Annotated in this window: 22 protein-coding genes and 1 tRNA gene; 18 read left to right on the forward strand and 5 right to left on the reverse strand. The window is 64.1% G+C overall.

The features are described 5' to 3' along the window. Positions 1–242 precede the first annotated feature (242 nt). On the reverse strand, positions 243–1,268 hold the full coding sequence (locus F467_RS0106995) for a serine/threonine protein kinase (protein WP_018139161.1): 1,026 nt from the start codon (positions 1,266–1,268) through the stop codon (positions 243–245). An 88-nt stretch (positions 1,269–1,356) separates the two neighbouring features. Between F467_RS0106995 and F467_RS0107000 the strand changes: the two genes are divergently transcribed. From F467_RS0107000 to F467_RS0107050, 11 genes are all read left to right on the forward strand, one after another. Beyond that, entirely contained in the window at positions 1,357–2,037 is a 681-nt protein-coding gene (locus tag F467_RS0107000) for a TVP38/TMEM64 family protein (RefSeq protein ID WP_018139160.1), read from the forward strand. Positions 2,038–2,185: 148 nt separating this feature from the next. Continuing rightward, positions 2,186–3,178 carry an MBL fold metallo-hydrolase gene (locus F467_RS0107005; RefSeq protein ID WP_038049707.1) on the forward strand — a complete coding sequence of 331 codons (993 nt, stop codon included), beginning with the start codon at positions 2,186–2,188 and terminating at the stop codon, positions 3,176–3,178. Positions 3,179–3,327: 149 nt separating this feature from the next. Further along, complete coding sequence (thrS, locus tag F467_RS0107010) at positions 3,328–5,244, forward strand: threonine--tRNA ligase (RefSeq protein ID WP_018139158.1); 1,917 nt, start codon at positions 3,328–3,330, stop codon at positions 5,242–5,244. A gap of 7 nt (positions 5,245–5,251) precedes the next feature. Next, positions 5,252–5,785, forward strand: a complete 534-nt coding sequence (gene infC / locus F467_RS0107015) for a translation initiation factor IF-3 (RefSeq protein ID WP_081601214.1) — start codon at positions 5,252–5,254, stop codon at positions 5,783–5,785. Positions 5,786–5,887: 102 nt separating this feature from the next. Next, on the forward strand, positions 5,888–6,085 hold the full coding sequence (gene rpmI, locus F467_RS0107020; RefSeq protein WP_018139157.1) for a 50S ribosomal protein L35: 198 nt from the start codon (positions 5,888–5,890) through the stop codon (positions 6,083–6,085). A gap of 20 nt (positions 6,086–6,105) precedes the next feature. Then, positions 6,106–6,465: a 50S ribosomal protein L20 gene (gene rplT, locus F467_RS0107025; RefSeq protein ID WP_018139156.1), complete on the forward strand. Its 360-nt coding sequence runs from the start codon at positions 6,106–6,108 to the stop codon at positions 6,463–6,465. Positions 6,466–6,607: 142 nt separating this feature from the next. Further along, the gene (pheS, locus tag F467_RS0107030; protein ID WP_038038722.1) at positions 6,608–7,636 is read left to right on the forward strand and encodes a phenylalanine--tRNA ligase subunit alpha; all 1,029 of its coding nucleotides are present in this window, start codon (positions 6,608–6,610) and stop codon (positions 7,634–7,636) included. Continuing rightward, positions 7,636–9,996: a phenylalanine--tRNA ligase subunit beta gene (gene pheT / locus F467_RS0107035; RefSeq protein WP_018139154.1), complete on the forward strand. Its 2,361-nt coding sequence runs from the start codon at positions 7,636–7,638 to the stop codon at positions 9,994–9,996. Before pheS ends, pheT begins: the two co-directional genes overlap by 1 nt. A gap of 4 nt (positions 9,997–10,000) precedes the next feature. Further along, positions 10,001–10,300 (forward strand): integration host factor subunit alpha, encoded by a 300-nt coding sequence (locus tag F467_RS0107040; RefSeq protein WP_018139153.1) that lies wholly within the window; start codon positions 10,001–10,003, stop codon positions 10,298–10,300. Then, positions 10,284–10,640 (forward strand): MerR family transcriptional regulator, encoded by a 357-nt coding sequence (locus F467_RS0107045; RefSeq protein WP_012982329.1) that lies wholly within the window; start codon positions 10,284–10,286, stop codon positions 10,638–10,640. Before F467_RS0107040 ends, F467_RS0107045 begins: the two co-directional genes overlap by 17 nt. A gap of 59 nt (positions 10,641–10,699) precedes the next feature. Continuing rightward, positions 10,700–10,776: transfer RNA gene (locus F467_RS0107050), tRNA-Pro, on the forward strand. Between the two features lie 98 nt (positions 10,777–10,874). Here F467_RS0107050 and F467_RS0107055 read toward each other — a convergent pair. From F467_RS0107055 to flgA, 4 genes are all read right to left on the reverse strand, one after another. Then, complete coding sequence (locus tag F467_RS0107055; protein WP_018139152.1) at positions 10,875–11,591, reverse strand: flagellar brake protein; 717 nt, start codon at positions 11,589–11,591, stop codon at positions 10,875–10,877. A gap of 118 nt (positions 11,592–11,709) precedes the next feature. Continuing rightward, on the reverse strand, positions 11,710–12,195 hold the full coding sequence (locus tag F467_RS0107060) for a flagella synthesis protein FlgN (RefSeq protein WP_018139151.1): 486 nt from the start codon (positions 12,193–12,195) through the stop codon (positions 11,710–11,712). Between the two features lie 13 nt (positions 12,196–12,208). Continuing rightward, positions 12,209–12,523 (reverse strand): flagellar biosynthesis anti-sigma factor FlgM, encoded by a 315-nt coding sequence (gene flgM / locus F467_RS0107065; protein ID WP_018139150.1) that lies wholly within the window; start codon positions 12,521–12,523, stop codon positions 12,209–12,211. A gap of 131 nt (positions 12,524–12,654) precedes the next feature. Further along, on the reverse strand, positions 12,655–13,389 hold the full coding sequence (flgA, locus tag F467_RS0107070) for a flagellar basal body P-ring formation chaperone FlgA (protein WP_018139149.1): 735 nt from the start codon (positions 13,387–13,389) through the stop codon (positions 12,655–12,657). A 243-nt stretch (positions 13,390–13,632) separates the two neighbouring features. Here flgA and F467_RS0107075 point away from each other — a divergent pair, with 243 nt between their 5' ends. From F467_RS0107075 to flgF, 7 genes are all read left to right on the forward strand, one after another. After that, on the forward strand, positions 13,633–14,562 hold the full coding sequence (locus F467_RS0107075; RefSeq protein WP_018139148.1) for a chemotaxis protein: 930 nt from the start codon (positions 13,633–13,635) through the stop codon (positions 14,560–14,562). A gap of 273 nt (positions 14,563–14,835) precedes the next feature. Next, positions 14,836–15,651 (forward strand): protein-glutamate O-methyltransferase CheR, encoded by an 816-nt coding sequence (locus F467_RS0107080; protein WP_018139147.1) that lies wholly within the window; start codon positions 14,836–14,838, stop codon positions 15,649–15,651. A gap of 180 nt (positions 15,652–15,831) precedes the next feature. Further along, complete coding sequence (flgB, locus tag F467_RS0107085) at positions 15,832–16,242, forward strand: flagellar basal body rod protein FlgB (protein ID WP_012982336.1); 411 nt, start codon at positions 15,832–15,834, stop codon at positions 16,240–16,242. Between the two features lie 36 nt (positions 16,243–16,278). Beyond that, positions 16,279–16,698 (forward strand): flagellar basal body rod protein FlgC, encoded by a 420-nt coding sequence (gene flgC / locus F467_RS0107090; protein ID WP_018139146.1) that lies wholly within the window; start codon positions 16,279–16,281, stop codon positions 16,696–16,698. 13 nt (positions 16,699–16,711) lie between these two features. Further along, a complete protein-coding gene (locus F467_RS0107095) occupies positions 16,712–17,383 on the forward strand; it encodes a flagellar hook assembly protein FlgD (protein WP_026182219.1) in 672 nt (223 codons plus the stop codon). Positions 17,384–17,408: 25 nt separating this feature from the next. Continuing rightward, positions 17,409–18,635: a flagellar hook protein FlgE gene (gene flgE / locus F467_RS0107100; protein ID WP_018139144.1), complete on the forward strand. Its 1,227-nt coding sequence runs from the start codon at positions 17,409–17,411 to the stop codon at positions 18,633–18,635. Positions 18,636–18,664: 29 nt separating this feature from the next. Further along, entirely contained in the window at positions 18,665–19,405 is a 741-nt protein-coding gene (flgF, locus tag F467_RS0107105) for a flagellar basal-body rod protein FlgF (protein ID WP_018139143.1), read from the forward strand. Positions 19,406–19,428: the final 23 nt, after the last annotated feature.

Here is a 19,428-nt window from a genome sequence, read left to right on the forward strand (position 1 = left end):
CAAGGCGCAGTGACTGCCGTGCAGTCATTCTGCACAAGGGAGCCGCAGCGCCGTGTGCGCGCCCGTTTTGGATAACGGCGGGCGGCCGAGCCCCTGCATTGAATGGCTTGTGGGTTGGCGCCCCAGTTTCCCTGATCCTGCGTTGCACCGCTTGCGGGTAAAACCATTGCCCGTTACACGACGCGCGTTGTCTCGGATAACAGTGGGCACCAACGCGGACGTGCGATCAAATCAGCGTCTCCTTAAAGATCCCAGTAGTCCCTGGCCGCGGCCCCCGGGCTGTCCAGTTCCAGTGCGGGCTCGTCCAGGGCGGCGGCTTGTTCGCGAAGGGTCAGGATGTGTTCCTCCCAGTAGCGCGGGGTGTAGAACACCGGGAATCCGTCGACGAACGCGGGATCATCCGCCCGGCGGGCCAGCCAGGCGGCGTGGCGCATGATGCGCAGCGTGCGGAGGGTGCTGATCAGGCCCAGCTCGCGGCGGTCGAAGCGCATGAACGTCTCGTAACCCTCCAGCAGGTCGCGCAGCTGTGATGCCATCTCCGGTGGCTCCCCGGAGAGGAACATCCAAAGATCCTGCATCGCGGGCCCATTGCAGGCGTCGTCGAGGTCGACGAAGTGGGGACCGTCGTCGGTCCACAGGATGTTGCCCGGGTGGGTGTCGCCATGCAGCCGCAGCTGCGGGACGGGGCCCACCGCCTCGGTGTTTCGCTGCATGCGGCTGATCAGGTCCGCGCTGAGGTCGCGATAGACTGACTGCAACTCGGGGGGCAGGTAGCCGGAGGCGAGCACGTCCTGCCGCGCCTGTTCGCCCAGTGCCACCGGCTCCAGCGTGATGCGTTCGTGGAATGAGGCGCTGAGGCCCACTTCGTGGATTCGCGCAATGAACCGCCCGATGCGCTGCAGCGTGTCCGACTGCTCCAGGTCCGGCGTACGCCCGCCGCAGCGCGGATAAACCGCGAAGCGAAAGCCCTGATGATGGTGCAGGGTTGCCCCGTCGTCTGCGACCAGCGGCGCGACGACGGGGACCTCCCGCGCGGCCAGCTCCTGGCTGAATGCATGCTCCTCGAGGATCGCGCGGTCGGTCCAGCGGCCGGGCCGGTAGAACTTGGCAATGACCGGCGTCGCATCCTCGATGCCGATCTGATACACCCGGTTCTCGTAGCTGTTCAGGGCAAGCAGGCGGCCATCGCAGCGCAGGCCGGTGGTTTCCACCGCGTCCAGAATCACGGTGGGTTTGAGGGCATCGTATGGGTGGGGCTGTGTATTCATGCGGCCAATGTACGCACGCGGGCAGCGTCCGGGTCCAGCGTTTTGACGAATGCGTATCGGGAGAGGGCAGGTGAATCGAGCGTACTGGGTGGTGGCGATCCTTGCGGTGGCCGCATTGATCGCGTTCTTCGCGCTCGACTTTGGCCGTTTCCTGGAGTTCGAGCGCCTGCAGGCAGCCCAGGGGGATCTGGAGGACCAGCGTGCGGCCCGGCCGCTGTTGGCGGCGGTGGTGTTCTTCCTCGTTTATGTGGTGGTCGCGGCGCTGTCGTTGCCCGGTATCGTGATCATGACGCTGGCGGGCGGGGCCATCTTCGGGGTGTTCTGGGGTAGTGTGCTGTCGTCCTTTGCCTCCACACTGGGCGCGACGCTGACGTTTCTGGTGGCGCGCACCATCGCTCGCGAGCCCCTGCAGCGCCGATTCGCAGACCGGCTGGAACCCATCAACCGTGGCTTCGAGCGCGAGGGGGCCTACTACCTGTTCGCGCTGCGCCTGACGCCGGCCTTCCCCTTCTTTGTGATCAATGCAGGCATGGGCCTGATGCGCATCCGGACGTGGACGTACTACTGGGTGTCGCAGCTGGGCATGCTCCCGGCGACGATCGTCTTTGCCAATGCCGGTACGCAGATCAGTCGTCTGGACGGGCCCGAGGGGATCTTTTCGCCCGGTCTGATTGCCTCTCTGGTCGCGGTGGGCCTGTTTCCGCTGGTGGCGCGGTGGGTCGTGCGTGCCCTGCATGGTTCGACAGGGGACTCGCAGCCGCGGCGCTGATGTGAACCCTGTCTAGATATGCGCGAAAGCGGATATAATCGCCGAAAACCAATAACGGTCCGAACGGGCGTTCGAAGGCCGGGGTACACGCGACGCGTTCGCAGGCTCTCCAACCGGGGGGCGAAACCCGCTTATTGAGGATGTTTGGATGGATAGGCAATTGAAAGGGCGCTGGACCGTATGGCCAGTGCTAGCCGTTGTGCTGATGGGCCTGGCCCTGTTGGCCCAGGCCGAGGAAGAGAAAGAAGAGCCGCGCGATCGCCCCATCGAGAAGGTACTGGAGCCGATCCAGCTGACGGATCGCGTCTGGTACTTCTACGGTTCGCTGGAGAACCGCACGCCGGAGAATCTCGGCTTCACCAATAACACGGGCTTCGTCGTCACTGACGACGGCGTCGTGCTGATCGATTCGGGGCCGAGCTACAAGGTCGCCGAACGCATGGCCAGGGCGATCGCCGAGGTCACGGATCAGCCGATCACGCATGTGATCTCGGTGGGTTCGCAGGATCACCGCTGGCTGGGCAACAGCTACTTCCACGAGCAGGGTGCGGAACTGGTCGCCCTGCAGCGCACTGCGTCCACGCAGGCCGAACGCGGCGAGGGGCAGATCGAGTCCCTGGCGAATACCGTGGGAGAAGAGGCCATGGAAGGGACCGAGCCAGTCCCGGCCCCGAATCCGATTGACGCGGACGAACACACCCTGACGGTCGGCGGGGTGGACTTCGAACTGATCTATGCCGGGGACGCCCACTTCCCGGGCGATATCATGGTCCACCTGCCGGGCGAGGATGTCGTGTTCACCGGCGACATCGTCTACACCGAACGCATGTTGGGCATCCATCCCTGGAGTAACCCGGTGGAGAAGCTGGAGGCCTTCCGGCACCTGGAGTCCATCGATCCCGAGATCGTTGTACCGGGTCATGGCCGCGCGACGGACATGGCCGAGGCGCGCCAGGACACGGGTGACTACCTGGAACTGCTGGTGCGCGAGGTCGGAGCAGGTATCGAGGACTGGGAGTCCCTGGACGAGGTGGTGGAACGCCTGTCCGATCTCGAAGAGTTCAAGCACCTGCGCCACTACGACGACTGGCATCGACCCAACGTGAACCGGACCTATCTGTTCATCGAAGAGAACATGTAAGGGGCTATCCGGGAATCCCGGCTGCAGGCCGGGAAACCTGCCGCGGCGCGGGGCGTGTGATACGCTTCGCGCCGTTGTCGTTTCCGGCAAGTCCAATTTTAGACACGCGACGTTCGACCCCGCGTATGGGTCGGCGAAGGAGCCTCGCAATGCCCGCAGTAACCCTCCCCGACGGCAGCCGCCGCGAGTTCGATCATCCAGTCACCGTGCTGGATGTGGCCAAGGACATCGGTCCGGGCCTCGCCAAGGCGACCCTGGCCGGCAAGGTGAACGGCCAGCTGGTCGATGCCCGCCACGAGATCGACGCCGACGCCGAACTCGCGATCGTGACCGACCGCGACCCGGAGGGGGTGGAGATCATCCGGCATTCGACCGCGCACCTGATGGCGCAGGCGGTCAAGCAGCTCTTTCCCGAGGCCCAGGTCACCATCGGCCCGACCATCGAGAACGGCTTCTACTACGACTTCGCCTACGACCGCGGCTTCACGCCGGAGGATCTGGAGAAGATCGAGAAGCGCATGAAGGAACTGGCGAAGCAGGACCTGCCGGTGGAGCGCTCGCTGATGGATCGCGACGAGGCGGTGAAGTACTTCCGCGACATGGGAGAAGAGTACAAGGCCGAAATCATCGCCTCCATCCCGCAGGGCGAGAACATCTCGCTGTACAAGCAGGGCGACTTTGTCGATCTCTGTCGCGGCCCGCATATCCCGTCAACCGGCAAGCTGAAGGCCTTCAAACTGACCAAGGTGGCCGGTGCCTACTGGCGCGGCGACTCCGACAACGAGATGCTGCAGCGTATCTACGGGACCGCCTGGGCGAACAAGGACCAGCTGAAGGAATACCTGGAACGCCTGAAGGAGGCCGAGCGCCGCGATCACCGCAAGATCGGTCAGGAGCTGGACCTGTTCTCGATCCAGGACGAGGCCGGCGGCGGCCTGGTGTTCTGGCACCCGAAGGGCGCGCGCATCCGCCGCGAGATCGAGAAGTACTGGTACGACATGCACGAGAAGGCGGGTTACGACTTCGTCGTGTCGCCGCACATCGCGAACCTGGAGCTGTGGAAGACCTCCGGCCACGCGGACTTCTACGCCGAGTCCATGTACGAGCCGATGGAGGACGAGCACCAGGCCTTCCAGCTCAAGCCGATGAACTGCCCGTTCCACGTGCTGATGTACAAGGACCGGCTGCATTCCTACCGCGATCTGCCGCTGCGCTGGGCGGAGATGGGCACGGTCTACCGTCGCGAGATGTCCGGCGCGCTGCACGGGCTGATGCGTGTGCGCGGCTTCACCCAGGACGACGCCCATATCTTCTGCCGCGAGGACCAGATCGAGGCCGAGGTGATGGCGGTGATCGACCTGACGCTGGAGGTCCTGCAGACCTTCGGGTTCGAGAAGTTCGATGTGAACCTCTCGACCAAACCGGAAGATGCGGTCGGCTCCGACGAGATCTGGGAGCACGCGACCGCGTCGTTGCGCTCGGCGATCGAGAAGAAGGGGCTGGAATACTCGGTGGACGAGGGCGGTGGCGCCTTCTACGGGCCGAAAATCGACATCAAGATCCACGACGCGATCGGCCGCGAATGGCAGTGCTCCACGGTGCAGCTGGACTTCAACCTGCCCGAGCGCTTCGACATGGAATACGTGGCCGAAGACAACGAGCGTCGGCGCCCGATCATGATCCACCGCGCGCTGCTGGGCTCGGTGGAACGCTTCTTCGGCGTGCTGATCGAGCACTACGCCGGGCACTTCCCGACCTGGCTGGCCCCGGTGCAGGCCGAGGTGCTGACCATCACCGAACGCCAGGACGACTATGCCCGCGAGGTCACCAAGACGCTACGGGACAAGGGATTCCGGGTCGAGTCCGACTTGAGAAACGAGAAGATCGGCTTTAAGATTCGCGAGCACACGCTCAAGCGCGTGCCGTACCTGCTGGTCCTTGGAGACAAGGAAATGGAAAACGGGCAGGTCGCGGTGCGTACACGAAGCGGAGAAGACCTGGGCGTAATGAGCGTCGAGGCCTTCGGCGAGCGCCTCCGGGAGGAGGTCGCCAGTCGCCAACACTGAACCTTGAATTGGAGAGAAGGCTATTAGCGCAGCGAAAACGGTCCGCCTGAACGATCAGATCACGTGCCCGCAAATCCGACTGATCGACGCCGAGGGCGAGAATCGCGGCGTCTGCAGTACTGCAGAGGCCCTGGAAATGGCCCAGGAGAGCGGTCTGGACCTGGTCGAGATCTCACCGAATGCAGAACCGCCCGTAGCCCGGATCATGGACTACGGCAAGTTCAAGTTCGAGCAGGCGAAGAAGGCGCAGGAAGCCAAGAAGAAGCAGAAACAGATCCAGATCAAGGAAGTGAAGTTCCGTCCGGGTACGGACGAGGGCGACTACAACGTCAAGATTCGCAACCTGCGCCGCTTCATCGAGGGCGGCGACAAGGGCAAGGTGACCATCCGCTTCCGCGGTCGCGAAATGCGCCACCAGGAGCTGGGTGGCGAGCTGCTGGACAAGATCGAGCAGGACATGTCCGATATCGCGGTCGTCGAGCAGCGGCCGAAGATGGAAGGACGCCAGATGATCATGGTGCTGACCGGCAAGAAGAAGTAGGCCGGTCAGACAACAAGGATCGCGCAGGTCTCCGCATACCTGCCGGTCCTCCCATAAACGGCCGGCCCGAATCGGGTACGGCCCAAAATGCCGGAGAGAGCAATGCCAAAGATCAAGACCAATCGGGGTGCGGCCAAGCGCTTCGCCCGTACCGGGTCTGGGAAGTTCAAGCGGTTCCAGTCGCACCGCAGCCACATCCTGACCAAGAAATCCACCAAGCGTAAGCGTCAACTGCGCAGTCCGGCCATGGTGCACGAGGCGGATGTCGCCGCCGTGCGCAAAATGCTGCCGTACCGTTGATCTGACCGAGGAAGAAAGACATGCCACGAGTCAAGCGCGGTGTAACCGCTCACGCCCGTCACAAGAAGGTCCTCAAACAGGCCAAGGGCTACTACGGCGCCCGGAAGAACGTCTTCCGCGTTGCCAACCAGGCCGTCATCAAGGCCGGCCAGTATGCCTACCGTGACCGTCGCCAGAAAAAGCGCCAGTTCCGGTCGCTGTGGATCGTCCGCATCAATGCGGCGGCCCGTCAGTTCGATCTCTCCTACAGCCGCCTGATGGCGGGTCTGAAGAAGGCCGAGATCGAGATCGACCGCAAGAGCCTGGCCGATCTGGCCGTGCACGACCTGACCGCCTTCGGCAAGATCGCCGAACAGGCCAAGGCTGCACTGCCGGCCTGACGAGGTCCTGCAGGATTACCCGCCGGGCGCTGCCTGGCGGGTCCCGGAAAGGGGAGGGTCGACGCCCTCCCTTTTTTGTTTCGGGAACAGGGAACACCGGGACGGCGGGCAACCGCCGCCCCGTCACTTTCGGGGAATGCACGTGGAGCAACTGCAACAGCTCGTCGCCGAGGCCCGCGACCGCATCGAGGCGGCCACTGACCTGAAGGCGCTGGATGATGTCCGGGTGCAGTACCTGGGCAAGAAGGGCTCGATTACCGCTCAGCTGAAGGAGCTCGGCAAGCTGCCGGCGGAGGAGCGTCCGGCCGCCGGCCAGAAGGTCAACGAGGCCAAGACCGAGGTCGCCGGCCTGATCGAGGCCCGCAAGCAGGCCCTGGCGGACAGCGCCCTGGCCGAGCAGCTGGCCAGCGAGCAGGTGGATGTGACCCTGCCAGGGCGCCGCCTGCCCGAGGGCTCGCTGCACCCGATCACCCACACCCTGGAGCGCATCGAGGCATTCTTCGCCGGGCTGGGGTTCCGCGTGGCCGAAGGGCCCGAGGTCGAGGACGACTTCCACAACTTCGAGGCGCTGAACATCCCCGAACATCACCCCGCGCGGGCGATGCACGACACGTTCTACTTCGACGCCCACCGCGTCCTGCGCACCCATACCTCTCCGGTTCAGATCCGGACCATGGAACAGCAGAAGCCGCCGCTGCGCGTCATTGCGCCGGGGCGGGTCTATCGCTGCGACTCCGATCTGACGCACAGCCCGATGTTTCACCAGGTGGAGGGGCTCTGCGTGGACGAGGACATTACCTTCGCGGATCTGCGTGGGGTCTTGAGCGCGTTCCTGCAGAGCTTCTTCGACCGCGACGACCTGGCCACGCGCTTTCGTCCGTCGTATTTCCCGTTCACCGAGCCCTCGGCCGAGGTCGATATCCAGTGCGTGCACTGCGGTGGCGATGGCTGCCGGGTTTGCAGTCATACCGGCTGGCTGGAGGTGATGGGCTGCGGCATGGTGCATCCGAACGTGCTGGGCCATGTGGGCATCGACCCGGAACAGTACACCGGCTTTGCCTTCGGCCTCGGGGTCGAGCGGATGGCGATGCTGCGCCACGGCGTGAATGACCTGCGCCTGTTCTTCGACAACGACATCCGATTCATTCGCCAATTCGGACGGACCGGCTAATGCGCATCAGTATTCAGTGGCTGCGGGACTGGCTGCAGATCGACGAGACCCCCGAGGAGCTGGGCCACCGCCTGACCATGGCGGGGCTGGAGCTGGACGCGATCGAGGCGGCGGCACCCGCGTTCAGTGGTGTGCGCGTGGGCCGGGTGGCGAAGGTGGAGCCGCATCCGGATGCCGATCGCCTGCGTGTCTGCCAGGTCGATGTTGGGGAGGCCGAACCGCTGACCATCGTCTGCGGCGCGCCCAATGTGCACGAGGGCATGGTGGCGCCGGTCGCCGTGGTTGGCGCGGTGCTGCCCGACAACTTCAAGATCAAGAAGTCCAAGCTGCGAGGCGTCGCCTCCGCGGGCATGCTGTGTTCGGCACGCGAACTGGGCCTTGCGGAGGACGCCGAGGGCCTGCTCGCACTGCCCGCGGACCTCAAGATCGGCGCGGATCTGCGCGCGGCACTGGGCCTGGATGATCACATCCTGGAGGTGGACCTGACCCCGAACCGCGCCGACTGTCTCGGGATGCGGGGGATTGCCCGTGAATGCTCGGCGCTGCTCGATCGGCCGCTGAACGAGAACGTGGCCGAGCCGGCCGGGGCGGAACTGGACGCACGTGTTGCGATCCGGGTCGAGGATACCGAGGCCTGCCCGCTGTACGCGGCGCGCGTGCTCGACGGTCTGGATGCGCGTGCGTCCACGCCTTTGTGGATGACCGAGCGCCTGCGGCGGGCCGGGGTGCGTCCGCTCAGCGCAATCGTGGATGTCACGAACTACGTGATGCTGGAACTCGGGCAGCCCCTGCATGCGTTCGACGCGGGCCGTCTGGGTGACACCATCGAGGTGCGCTGGGCGCGCTCCGGCGAGGCGCTGACCCTGCTGGGCGGGGACCAGAAAGTCGAGCTCGCCGAGCAGGACCTGGTAATCGCCTCCGCCACCACTGCGGTGGCGCTGGCGGGGATCATGGGCGGCGCCGACAGCGCCGTGGATGACGACACGACGCGGGTGGTGCTCGAGTGTGCCCACTTTGCCCCGCTGGCGCTGGCCGGGCGCGCGCGGGCCCATGGCCTGCACACCGATGCCTCGCATCGCTTTGAACGTGGTGTGGATCCGACCCTGGTCGAGCGGGCCATGGAGCGTGCTACGCGTCTGTTGATGGAGATCTGTGGCGGGCAGTGCGGGCCGGTGGAGCGTGTCGGCGAGCTGCCGTCGTCTCATTTCGCCCAAGCGATTCGACTGCGCCGGCCCCGCATCGAACGGCTGCTGGGGACGACGTTCGCGGATGAAGAGGTCGAGCGCATCCTGGGCGCCCTGGGTTGCCAGGTCGCTTCCTCGGATGACGGCTGGCAAGTCCGGGCCCCGCGTGCCCGCTTCGACATGGAACGCGAGGAAGACCTGATCGAGGAACTGGCCCGGGTGCATGGCTACGACCGGCTGCCGCAGCGTCTGCCGTCCCCGGTGGCGCCGGCCGAGAGGCCGCCGGCCTTGCGTGGTCTGCGCGATCAGCTGGCGAGCCAGGGGTTTCACGAGGTCATCAGCTTCAGCTTTATCGATGCCGAGGCCTCGCGGGCCTTCTATCCCACGGTGGAGCCGCTGGCACTGGCCAACCCGATCTCCAGCGACCTGGCGGTGATGCGCCCCGGCCTGTGGCCCGGTCTGGTCGCAACGGCGGCCTATAACCAGGCGCGCCAGCAGCCGGATCTGCGGCTTTTCGAGCATGGCCTGCGTTTTGTGCCGGATGCCTCCGGCCTGCGCCAGGAGCCGCGTCTCGCGGGCCTGCTGGGCGGACGGGCGCAGCCGGAGCACTGGGAGACCGCGTCGCGCCGCATCGATTTCTTTGATGCCAAGGGTGTCGTCGAGGCGCTTTGCGCCTCCGTGGAAGCGCCGCTGGGCTTTCGATCGGAGAAACATCCTGCGCTCCACGACGGGCAGTCCGCGCGGATTCTGGCAGGTGATCGTCCCATCGGCTGGGTCGGTCGCCTGCACCCGGCGCTTTGCAAGCGGTTCGATGTGGAGCCGGTGTATCTGTTCGATCTCGATGCCTGGGTGATCCTGCATGCACCGGTCGCGCAGTTCGCACCGCTGTCGCCATATCCGTCGATCCGGCGTGATCTGGCCCTGGTGGTGCAGGAGACCGTTCCGGCCGGTGATGTGCTGAACGCGATCGAAGAACTGGGGCTGGAGCTGGTGCAGGATGTCCGGCTGTTTGATGTCTACCAGGGCAAGGGCTTGAATCCGGACGAGAAGAGCCTCGCTTTGGGCTTGATTTTGCGGGCTTTTGATCGCACCCTAGGCGAACAGGACGTGGCAAGCGTCACCGACAAGGTCGTCGAGCATCTGCACGCTCGCTTCCAGGCAACCCTGAGGCAGTGATTCCATGGCAGCAGTGACGAAGGCGGATCTTGCCGCCACGCTGAACGAAGAACTGGGCCTGAACAAGCGCGAGGCCAAGGAATTCGTCGAGATGTTCTTCGAGGAGATGCGCCAGTCGCTGGAAGAGGGCGAGGGCGTGAAGCTCTCCGGCTTCGGCAACTTCATCCTTCGCGACAAGAACCAGCGGCCCGGGCGCAATCCGAAGACCGGCGAGGAAATCCCGGTCTCGGCGCGGCGCGTCGTCACCTTCCGCCCGGGGCAGAAGCTGCGCGAGAGGGTCGAAAGCTATGCTGGAAGCGAGTAACCACCAGGAACTGCCCGCGATCCCGGGCAAGCGCTACTTCACCATTGGCGAGGTCGCCGAGCTGTGTCAGGTGAAACCTCACGTGCTGCGCTACTGGGAACAGGAGTTCCCGATGCTCGAGCCGGTCAAGCGGCGGGGCAATCGGCGCTACTACCAGCGCCAGGACGTGATCCTGATCCGCCAGATTCGGGCCCTGCTGTACGAAGAGGGCTATACGATCAATGGCGCGCGACAGAAGCTGTCTGGCGACGAGGCCAAGGGTGATCGCCAGCAGGCACGCCAGATCATCCAGGATACGATCTCGGAGCTGGAATCGGTGTTGCGTGTATTGCGCGCCTGAGAGGTCTTCTGGTCCGGGTCCTTTCGTGGGGGCAGGGAATCGGATATGATTCGCGGCTTCGGGGCGTAGCGCAGTCTGGTAGCGCATCTGCATGGGGTGCAGAGGGTCGCAGGTTCAAATCCTGCCGTCCCGACCAAGTTCAACGACTTGAAGGATATTCTTCAGGTGAAAAAAGAGGCCGCATCGAGCGGCCTTTTTTGTGTCTGGAGTGAGGGAAGAGACTGGCCTCGTCTGTTACTCCATCGAACGCCGGCGCGCCTCGCGCTGATAGTGCAGCAGGGCGATGTTGAACTGCCGCTCCAGCCACTGGTTCATGCCGGTGACCTGGAAGCCGGCATACACGTATCCGTCGCGCGGGCTGCGACGGCGATTGGCCAGACGCAGGTCGCCGCCCAGGCGTTCGCCAACTTCGGGCAGTAGCAGGTTCTCGAAACGCATCGGGGTCCCGATCTCGATTGTTTCGACCCAGTCTTGTGGTACCTCCACGCACATCCCCTGGGCCGAAAGATCGGCCAGGTCCCCGATACCGGGCTCTTCCCATTCGCGGTACTGCAATTCGACGCGCGGGCGCTCGCTGATCGGGATATGGACGCGAAAGGTCTCGCGTCGCTGGAGATATTCCAGGGTCTCGGGATAGGGGCAGACGTAAAGGGCCCCGGCGTCCTCGCGTTCGATGCGCGAGACGGCGGTGGAGAAGCGTACGGCCACCCCGCGCAGGCTGGCGAATACCCGCATGCCAGTGCCTTCCTGGGCGTGGCGATTCGCTTCGATGGGCGTGAGTTCGTCGAGGAAGAGCTCGCGTGCACCGGAATCAAGGCGAACCAGCGCGGAGTTGTACAGCGGGCCATCGTCGTCGAGGCGGACGTTGACGAGGGTGAGCTTGTGATCCAGATCCTTGAGGATGCCGGCAATCCGCTCCGGCTTGTCGACGGTGTAGTCGGTCTCTTCCATGCGTGGCGTTGTTGTAATTATTGGGCCAAGCCGCACGGTACTGCCGAGCGGTCCGGAATGCCAGCCCCGGGTGTGAGGCGGAGAAGGGCGGAGAGGTGTCGCGCAGAGCGCGCGCGGGTCATGCGCGGGTGATGCGCCGACCGGTACGGCTGCCGGACTGGGTGCGGCCGTAGGGGTCGTAGGTGGGAGCCGGGCCGGGTTCCTCGCCGCGCAGGATCTGGATGGACATCTCCACGCGACGACGGTCGCGATCGATCAGTCGGGCATTCCCCTGGTTGAGGGTATTGCAGCGCTCCACCGAGCGGCGTAGCGCCTGCCAGTGGTCGTCCAGCTCGGCGCCTCCCTCGAGCCGACCGAACAGCCGTGCAAGTCCCTCGGGCGTATACGTTTCGCCGGCGGCCTCGATCGTCTCGCGCTGTCGCCGGCTTTCGGTTTCGAGTTCCTGCAGTAGCGTCTGCTTCTGGGCCACGACTTCGCGCAGGGTCTCGGCGGCCCGTGATTCCACCGCCCGGGTCTCCTGCAGCAGGATGTCCTCCATCTGGTGGCTCAGCCGAATCGAGGCCTCCAGCGAGCGGAGGAAGGCGTGGCGTTGTTCGGGCGACATCGTCGGGTCTCTGTTAGCGCAACAGGCTTTCCAGCTCGATCATGCGATCGGCTAGCTGTTCGTTGTCTACCGGGTACTGACCGTTGGAGATGGCCTCGCGCAGCTCGGCGACTCGCGCCTCGTCGAACGGGGCGTTGCTGGCGGCCCCGGAGGCGGCGTTCATTGCCTGCGCCGCGCCGGTCAGGGTGACAGAGTCATCCTGACGTACGGGTGAGGATGCATTGCCCTGGGCGCCTGCGTCGGGGCGAGAGGTCTCATCGCGGCCCTTCACGCTCGAGCTGTTGCCATCCGGGCGCAGGCCGGGGGAGTTCGGGCCTTTGATATCCATTATTCGGTTTCCTGTTTTTGCAATTCTACTGCAGGGGTTAGCGGCAGCACCGGCTGAAACTGTAGCCCCTTGAGCTGTGAATTTTCGATTCGCTTCACAGTTTGTGGATGGTGACGAGACACACCGCCATTCTACAGGGCAACGCGTACATGTCCGGACTCGAGCACCTCGCCTTCCACGACGCGTCCGGACGAGGTGTTCTTCACGCGGATGCGATCGCCCAGGATGCCATTCTCCAGCGCCTCGCCCTGCATGCGGATCACCACCGAGCCGTTCTCGGCCAGGATGGTGACGCGCTGGCCGCGGCTGACCACCTCGCGCTGGGTGACGTGCTGCTGGCCCAGGATCTGACCGGGCCGGATGTTGCGCCGGGTCTGCAGCCCCACCAGTTCGCCCTTGTTCTCGAAATAGCTCCCCGCATGGCGAGAGGTCTGAATTCGCTTGGTGCGCAGATCGCCGGGGAGGATCGTGTGCTGGCGTCGCAGGCTGCGGCTGGCGACCAGCACCTCGGCGTAGCGCTCGACCGTGACTGGCACATAGATCGACCAGCTGACGGGGGTCTCGCACTGAACCTGTACCGCCGTATTGCCATCGCGTCGCCCGCCGGGCGGGAACCGGGTCTCCAGTGCCTCGCTGCATCGGGCCAGGCGCAGGCGGTTGTCCAGCCGGCCGATCTGAATCTCTACCGCTTCGTCGCCTGGTGTGAGGTTCAACTCCTCCTGGATGAAGCGCTCCGCCGCCAGGCGGATGTTTTCCACTGCCTCGATCTCGGCCTGTGCCGCAATGGAGACCAGGGCCAGAACGACGCCCATGGCGGCCGAAAGCCACCAGGAGCGAATGGAAGGTTTGCGTGCTGACTGGTTCATTGGTCTGGATGCGCGTCGGCTTGTCAGGACTCGAGAGGTTTGCAGAGACGTGCAAGCAGAAAACATGCCAGGCAATCAGGAGCGTACCCTCAAGAGTCACAGCGGCCGGCCGTTATCGGGTCTAGAACGCGTGCAATCGGCATGCGACGGCGGGTTGTGGCATGACAGCGTCGGTCTGCGGGGTGCACACTGGGGCCGGCGAGTCGAGGTGGCTGGCCGCTGGGCGAGGGGGAGAGCAGGACAATGAGTCAATTCATTGACGATGTGAATCAGCGCACCCAGCTGGTGGGGCAGAACCGTATGGAGCTGCTCCTGTTTCATTTGGGGAGCTCGCAGACTTTCGGTATCAACGTATTCAAGGTGCGCGAGGTGATCCCGTCGCCGCCGCTGCGGCAGATTCCCGGATCGCTGAGTGTGGTGCGTGGTGTGGCTACCCTGCGCGGCGGAACCGTCCCCATCATCGATCTGGCGCGCGCGATGGGGCTGCGTACCGCCGTGGGCGAAACGGGCGACCACAAGGTGGTGGTGACCGAGTTCAACCGGTCGGTACAGGGGTTCTGGGTGTCCGCGGTCGACCGGATCGTCAACGTTAACTGGGAAGACGTGAAGTCCCCGCCTCGTGGGACCGGGCGCGAGTCGTTTCTGGTGGCGGTCACCGAGATCGACAACAAGCTGGTCGAGATCATTGACGTCGAACGGGTACTGTCGATCGTCAACCCGTTGCCATCCACGGTATCTGACGCGGTGCGCGCGGAGGCCGAGGAAGAACGCGCCAAGCATGGACAGCGCAAGATTGTGATCGTTGATGACTCCGTGGTCGCGCGCAAGCAGATCGAGGGTGCGATCAAGGGCCTGGGCTGGGAGTACGTGGTCTTCAAGGATGGTCGCGAGGCGCTGGATTTCCTGGAGGAGCAGGCCGAGGCCGGCACCGTGGACGAGGTGGTGGAGCTGGTGATTTCGGATATCGAGATGCCGCGCATGGACGGCTATACCCTCACCGCTCGAATTCGTGCGAACGATCGCCTGAAAGGCCTCCGGGTTCTGCTGCACTCGTCACTGAGTGGGGAGTTCAATACGGATATGGTCAAGCGTGCCGGGGCCGACGCCTTCCTGTCCAAGTTCAACCCCGACGAGCTGGCCGAGGCTGTGCTTGACCAGACCCGCAAGGACTGATGCCGGTGCCTGCGCCGTTTGCGTTAGTCGACCGAGTCGACCCTGGCGGCATGGAAGCGGTAACGGATTGCCGGCCGCATGAACATCAGCGGCCATGGCGCGCCGCATCGATCACCCGTTGGGATGCTGTCGGCGTCCGCGCGGTTGCACGTATACTGCATCCGTCCGGCATGGGGGATCGCGTGTTCCCCAGTCGGGTTTTCCGACACGCTGTCAAGGATTCGTCATCAACGTGCCCGTCCGCCCGTACCGTCGACTTTCAAGGATGACTTCGTGATCGACTCGCGTGACTACGAGGAGTTCTCGCGTTTTCTTTCCGAGTGCTGTGGCCTGGTGCTGGGCGACAGTCGTCAGTATCTCGTGTCGAGCCGACTGTCGCGGCTGCTGGACGAGTTCGGCTACAAGAGTGTGCCGGAGCTGCTGCACGCAATGCGCCAGGCGCCCAACCCGCGCCTGCGCACGCGTGTGATCGACGCGATGACCACGAACGAAACCTCCTGGTTTCGCGATGGCTTCCCGTTCGAGATCCTGCGCCATGTACTGCTCCCGGAACGGGCGGAGAAAGGCGCAGGGATCAAGGTCTGGTCGTCCGGCTGCTCCAGCGGACAGGAGGCCTACAGCATCTCGATGGTGGCGTCCGAGTGGGAGGAATCGCGGCCCAAGCGTGTGGTGCCGGTATCGATCCTGGGTACGGATCTCTCGGAGAAGATTCTGGACGATGCCCGGCGCGCGGTGTACGACGGGCTGAGCATCGTCCGTGGCCTGAGCGAGGCGCGGCGCGCCCGCTTCTTCGAGACCGTGGCGGAGGGCCATCGCGTACGCCCGGAGATCCAGCGCCGCTGCCGTTTCCAGAAGCTCAACCTGATCGACAGCTATGCGGCGCTGGGCAAGTTCGACATCGTGTTCTGTCGCAACGTGCTGATCTATTTCTCCGCCGAGACCAAGCGACAGGTTCTTGACGGAATTGCCCGCCAGATGAATCCCGGTGGCTATCTGTTTCTTGGCGCTTCCGAGACAGCGGGTCCTTACACCCAGGCCTTCGAAACCGTTCGCACCGAGTACGGCTCCGTCCTTCGCCTGAAGGGCTGATCGGCCCTTTCCGCCTTTCCATACGGTCGCTCCCGCGATCCGGGCGCCACCCTCGGCGCTGCTCTCCCAACCTCTTTCGGCCCATAGTGGCACACCAATTGCTTTGTCCCTGTCGTACGGGGCGAAGCGGTTTCGTCCCGAGGAACCTGAAGTTCGCCAGTGGCGGACGGGGTACGACGGATGAGTCTCTCTCTCGACAAGGCGATGGGCATTCTCCCGGAGGCGGTGAACGTCCGTGCGAAGCGGATGGAGCTGCTGGCCTCGAATATCGCGAATGCCGATACGCCGAATTACAAAGCGCGCGATATCGACTTTCGCTCGGTGCTGCAGGCGGCGGCCGGCGAGGGCGGCAACATGCCGATGGCGAGCACACATCAGGGCCATATCGGCGCCGGCGGGGCGGGTGGTGCCAACGGGTCGATGGAGACGCTTTATCGCGTGCCGTCGCAGCCGTCTCTGGATGGCAACACGGTGGACCCGCAGCTGGAGCGGGCGGCCTTTGCCGAGAATTCCCTGCAGTACCAGAGCAGCCTCGAGTTCCTGAACCGCCGGGTTTCCGGCATCCGTGATGCTCTGCGGGGCGAGCGCTAATGCGCGCGCCAACGCTGGGAACAGGAGAGTGATGTCGTGAGTGATCTGTTTAATCTGTTCAACACCTCGGCCTCCGCGCTGACCGCGCAGTCGGTGCGGCTGAATACGGTCGCGTCGAATCTGGCCAACGCCAACACCGTGGCGACCAACCCCGACGAGGCCTACCGGGCGAAGCAGGTGCTGTTTCAGACCGTGATGAACCAGGCCGATCCGAACGGCGCCTCCAATGGCGTGCGGGTGGCGGGAATTGATGAGTCGCGCGCGCCGCCACAGGCGCACTACGAACCAAACCATCCGCAGGCCAACGAAGACGGCTACATCTTCCGTCCCGCGATCAGCGTGGTGGAGGAGATGGCCAACATGATGTCGGCCTCGCGCAACTACGAAGCGAACGTCGAGGTGATGGAGACCTCGCGCCAGCTGTTGCAGCGAACGCTGCAGATCGGCCAGGGCTAAACCGGAGCCTCCCATGACTCAGATATCACCCGAAATGCTGGACCGCTTGGGCCTGTCACGTCCCAAGCAGGACGACAAGGAGACGGATCGCCTGGGTCAGGACGATTTCCTGAAGCTGATGACTACCCAGCTGCAGAATCAGGACCCGTTTGAACCGATGGAAAACGGGGAGTTTATCGGTCAGATGGCTCAGTTCTCGACCGTCACGGGGATCGAAGAGCTTTCGAAGTCCTTCGAGAAACTCGCTCAGTCCATGGGCCAGAGCCAGACCCTGCAAGCGGCCTCCCTGGTGGGTAAGGACGTCCTTGTCCCAACCGACTTCAGCGAGTTGGGTGCGGATGGCACGGTGCGCGGCGCCGTGGATCTGGATCAGTCGACCGGGCAGTTGCAGGTCGAGGTGTACAGCCCCACGGGTGAACGCATCCGAAGCATGAATCTGGGTTCGGCCAGTGAGGGGCTGCAGGAATTCACCTGGGACGGTCTGCGCGATGACGGGACGCCTGCGGCCCCGGGCGTATATGAATTCCGCGCGTCGGCCCAGAGCGGTTCCGACAATGAAGCAGTAGATGTGTTCCTCGATGCCCGCGTCGAGAGTGTTTCGGTAGGTGACGATTCCAGTCTGGGCCTGATGGTCCGTGGCCTGGGCGAGATCAATTTCTCGGATGTCCGGCGCATCAGCAGCTGACGGACTCTAACGGAGGTAGACCAGTATGCCCTTCAATATCGGATTGAGCGGACTGAACTCGGCGCAGGCCGATCTGCAGACCACCGGCAACAACGTCTCGAATGCCGGCACGACCGGTTTCAAGCGCTCGCGCGCCGAGTTCGGTGATGTCTTTGCGCAGAGTTTTGGTGGCGTCAGCCAGACCGCGACTGGGGGTGGTTCGCGTCTCATGGCGGTGACACAGCAGTTCTCGCAGGGACGCACGGAGTTCACCGAGAACGGTCTCGACCTCGCGATTGATGGCGAGGGCTTTTTCGTGATGAACGATGGTGGCAATCGTGTCTATACGCGCGCTGGCGAGTTTCAGGTAAACCGCGACGGCAACCTGGTGAACAACCAGGGTCAGCAGCTGCAGGGCTATCCGCCAATCAACCCGGGCAGCACGGATACTGATTTCAATACCGGACAGCTTGGGGATTTGCGTCTGCAGACAGGGGCCTCCGCGCCGCAGGCTACCAGTGACATTGAGGCTCTGGTCAATCTCCAGTCGGATGCTCCAATCCTGGATCCGGGCGAGTTCGAGTTCGATGATCCGGACAGCTATAACTACTCGACGTCCCTGACGGTGTATGACTCGCTGGGGACGTCCCGCGATGCGCGCATCTACTTCGTGAAGAGCGACGAACGAGAGTGGACGGCCTTCATGAGCGTTGACGGCGAGCCGATCAACGAGGAAGAAGGCTTCGAACTCTCTTTTGACGCCAGTGGCCAGCTGGATGGCAACACGGAATTCCCGTTCTCCACGGAAGATTTTACCAACGGGGCTGAAGGTCTGGACGGGACGATCGACTTTGCCGGGACCACTCAGTTTGGTGGCGACTTTGCGGTGAACGATCTTGGCCAGGACGGGTTCGCTTCGGGCCGGCTGACGGGGGTCGACATCGATTCCAGCGGGGTGGTGTTCGCGCGCTTCACCAACGGCCAATCTTCCGTTCTGGGGCAGGTCGCTCTGGCCAACTTCACCAACCCACAGGGCCTGGAGCAGCTGGGCAACAACAACTGGGCCGAGACCTTTGCGGCCGGTGATCCAGTGTTTGCCTCTCCGGGCACCGGCAACCTGGGCGAGATCCAGGCCGGTGCCCTGGAGGCCTCGAACGTCGATATCGCCCAGGAGCTGGTGAATCTGATCACCGCGCAGCGCAACTTCCAGGCGAACGCGCAGACGATCTCCACGGCCGACCAGGTCACCCAGACCATCATCAACATCCGCTAGGTCAGGGACAGGGACACGAGGGCACAGGCATGGATCGATTCCTCTACATCGCGATGTCCGGCGCGAAGGAGACCATGCACGCGCAGTCGGTCAACAACCACAACCTGGCGAATGCCAATACCGACGGCTTTCGCCAGGCACTGGCCAACGCGAACACCGTCCCCGTGCGGGGTCCGGTATTCGATTCGCGCGACTACGCACAGCTGGGCACCGACGGCACGGACTTCTCCAAGGGCCAGATGCAAAGCACCGGTCGCGATCTGGACATCGCGATCGAGGACCAGGGTTTTATCGCGGTGCAGGGCCCGGACGGCGAGGAAGGCTACACCCGGGCGGGTTCCCTGCATGTGGATGCGTTCGGGCTCTTGCGCACCGCACAGGGGCACCAGGTCCTGGGGGATGGCGGCCCGATCGCGATCCCGCCGTCGGAGAAGATCGAGATCGGCACGGACGGCACGATCAGCGTGCGCCCTCAGGGAGTGGGGCCGGAGGCCCTGGCCGCGATCGAGCGTATCCGCCTGGTGAACCCGGACGTGAATGAACTGGAGCGCGGCGATGACGGCCTGTTCCGCATGGCCGACGGCGGCGAGGCGCCGCCGGATGCCGAGGTGCGGGTGGTCTCGGGCATGCTCGAGGGCAGCAACGTGAATACCGTCGAGGCGCTGACCCGGATGATCGAGCTGTCTCGCCACTTCGAGATGCAGGTAAAGATGATGGACAGCGCCAACACGCTGGAACAAAGCAGCAACCGGCTGCTGGGCCTCGGCTGACGCGGCCCCCATTGCAGGACTGA

The sequence above is a fragment of the Thioalkalivibrio sp. ALJ12 genome (assembly GCF_000378305.1).
Classification (GTDB): domain Bacteria; phylum Pseudomonadota; class Gammaproteobacteria; order Ectothiorhodospirales; family Ectothiorhodospiraceae; genus Thioalkalivibrio.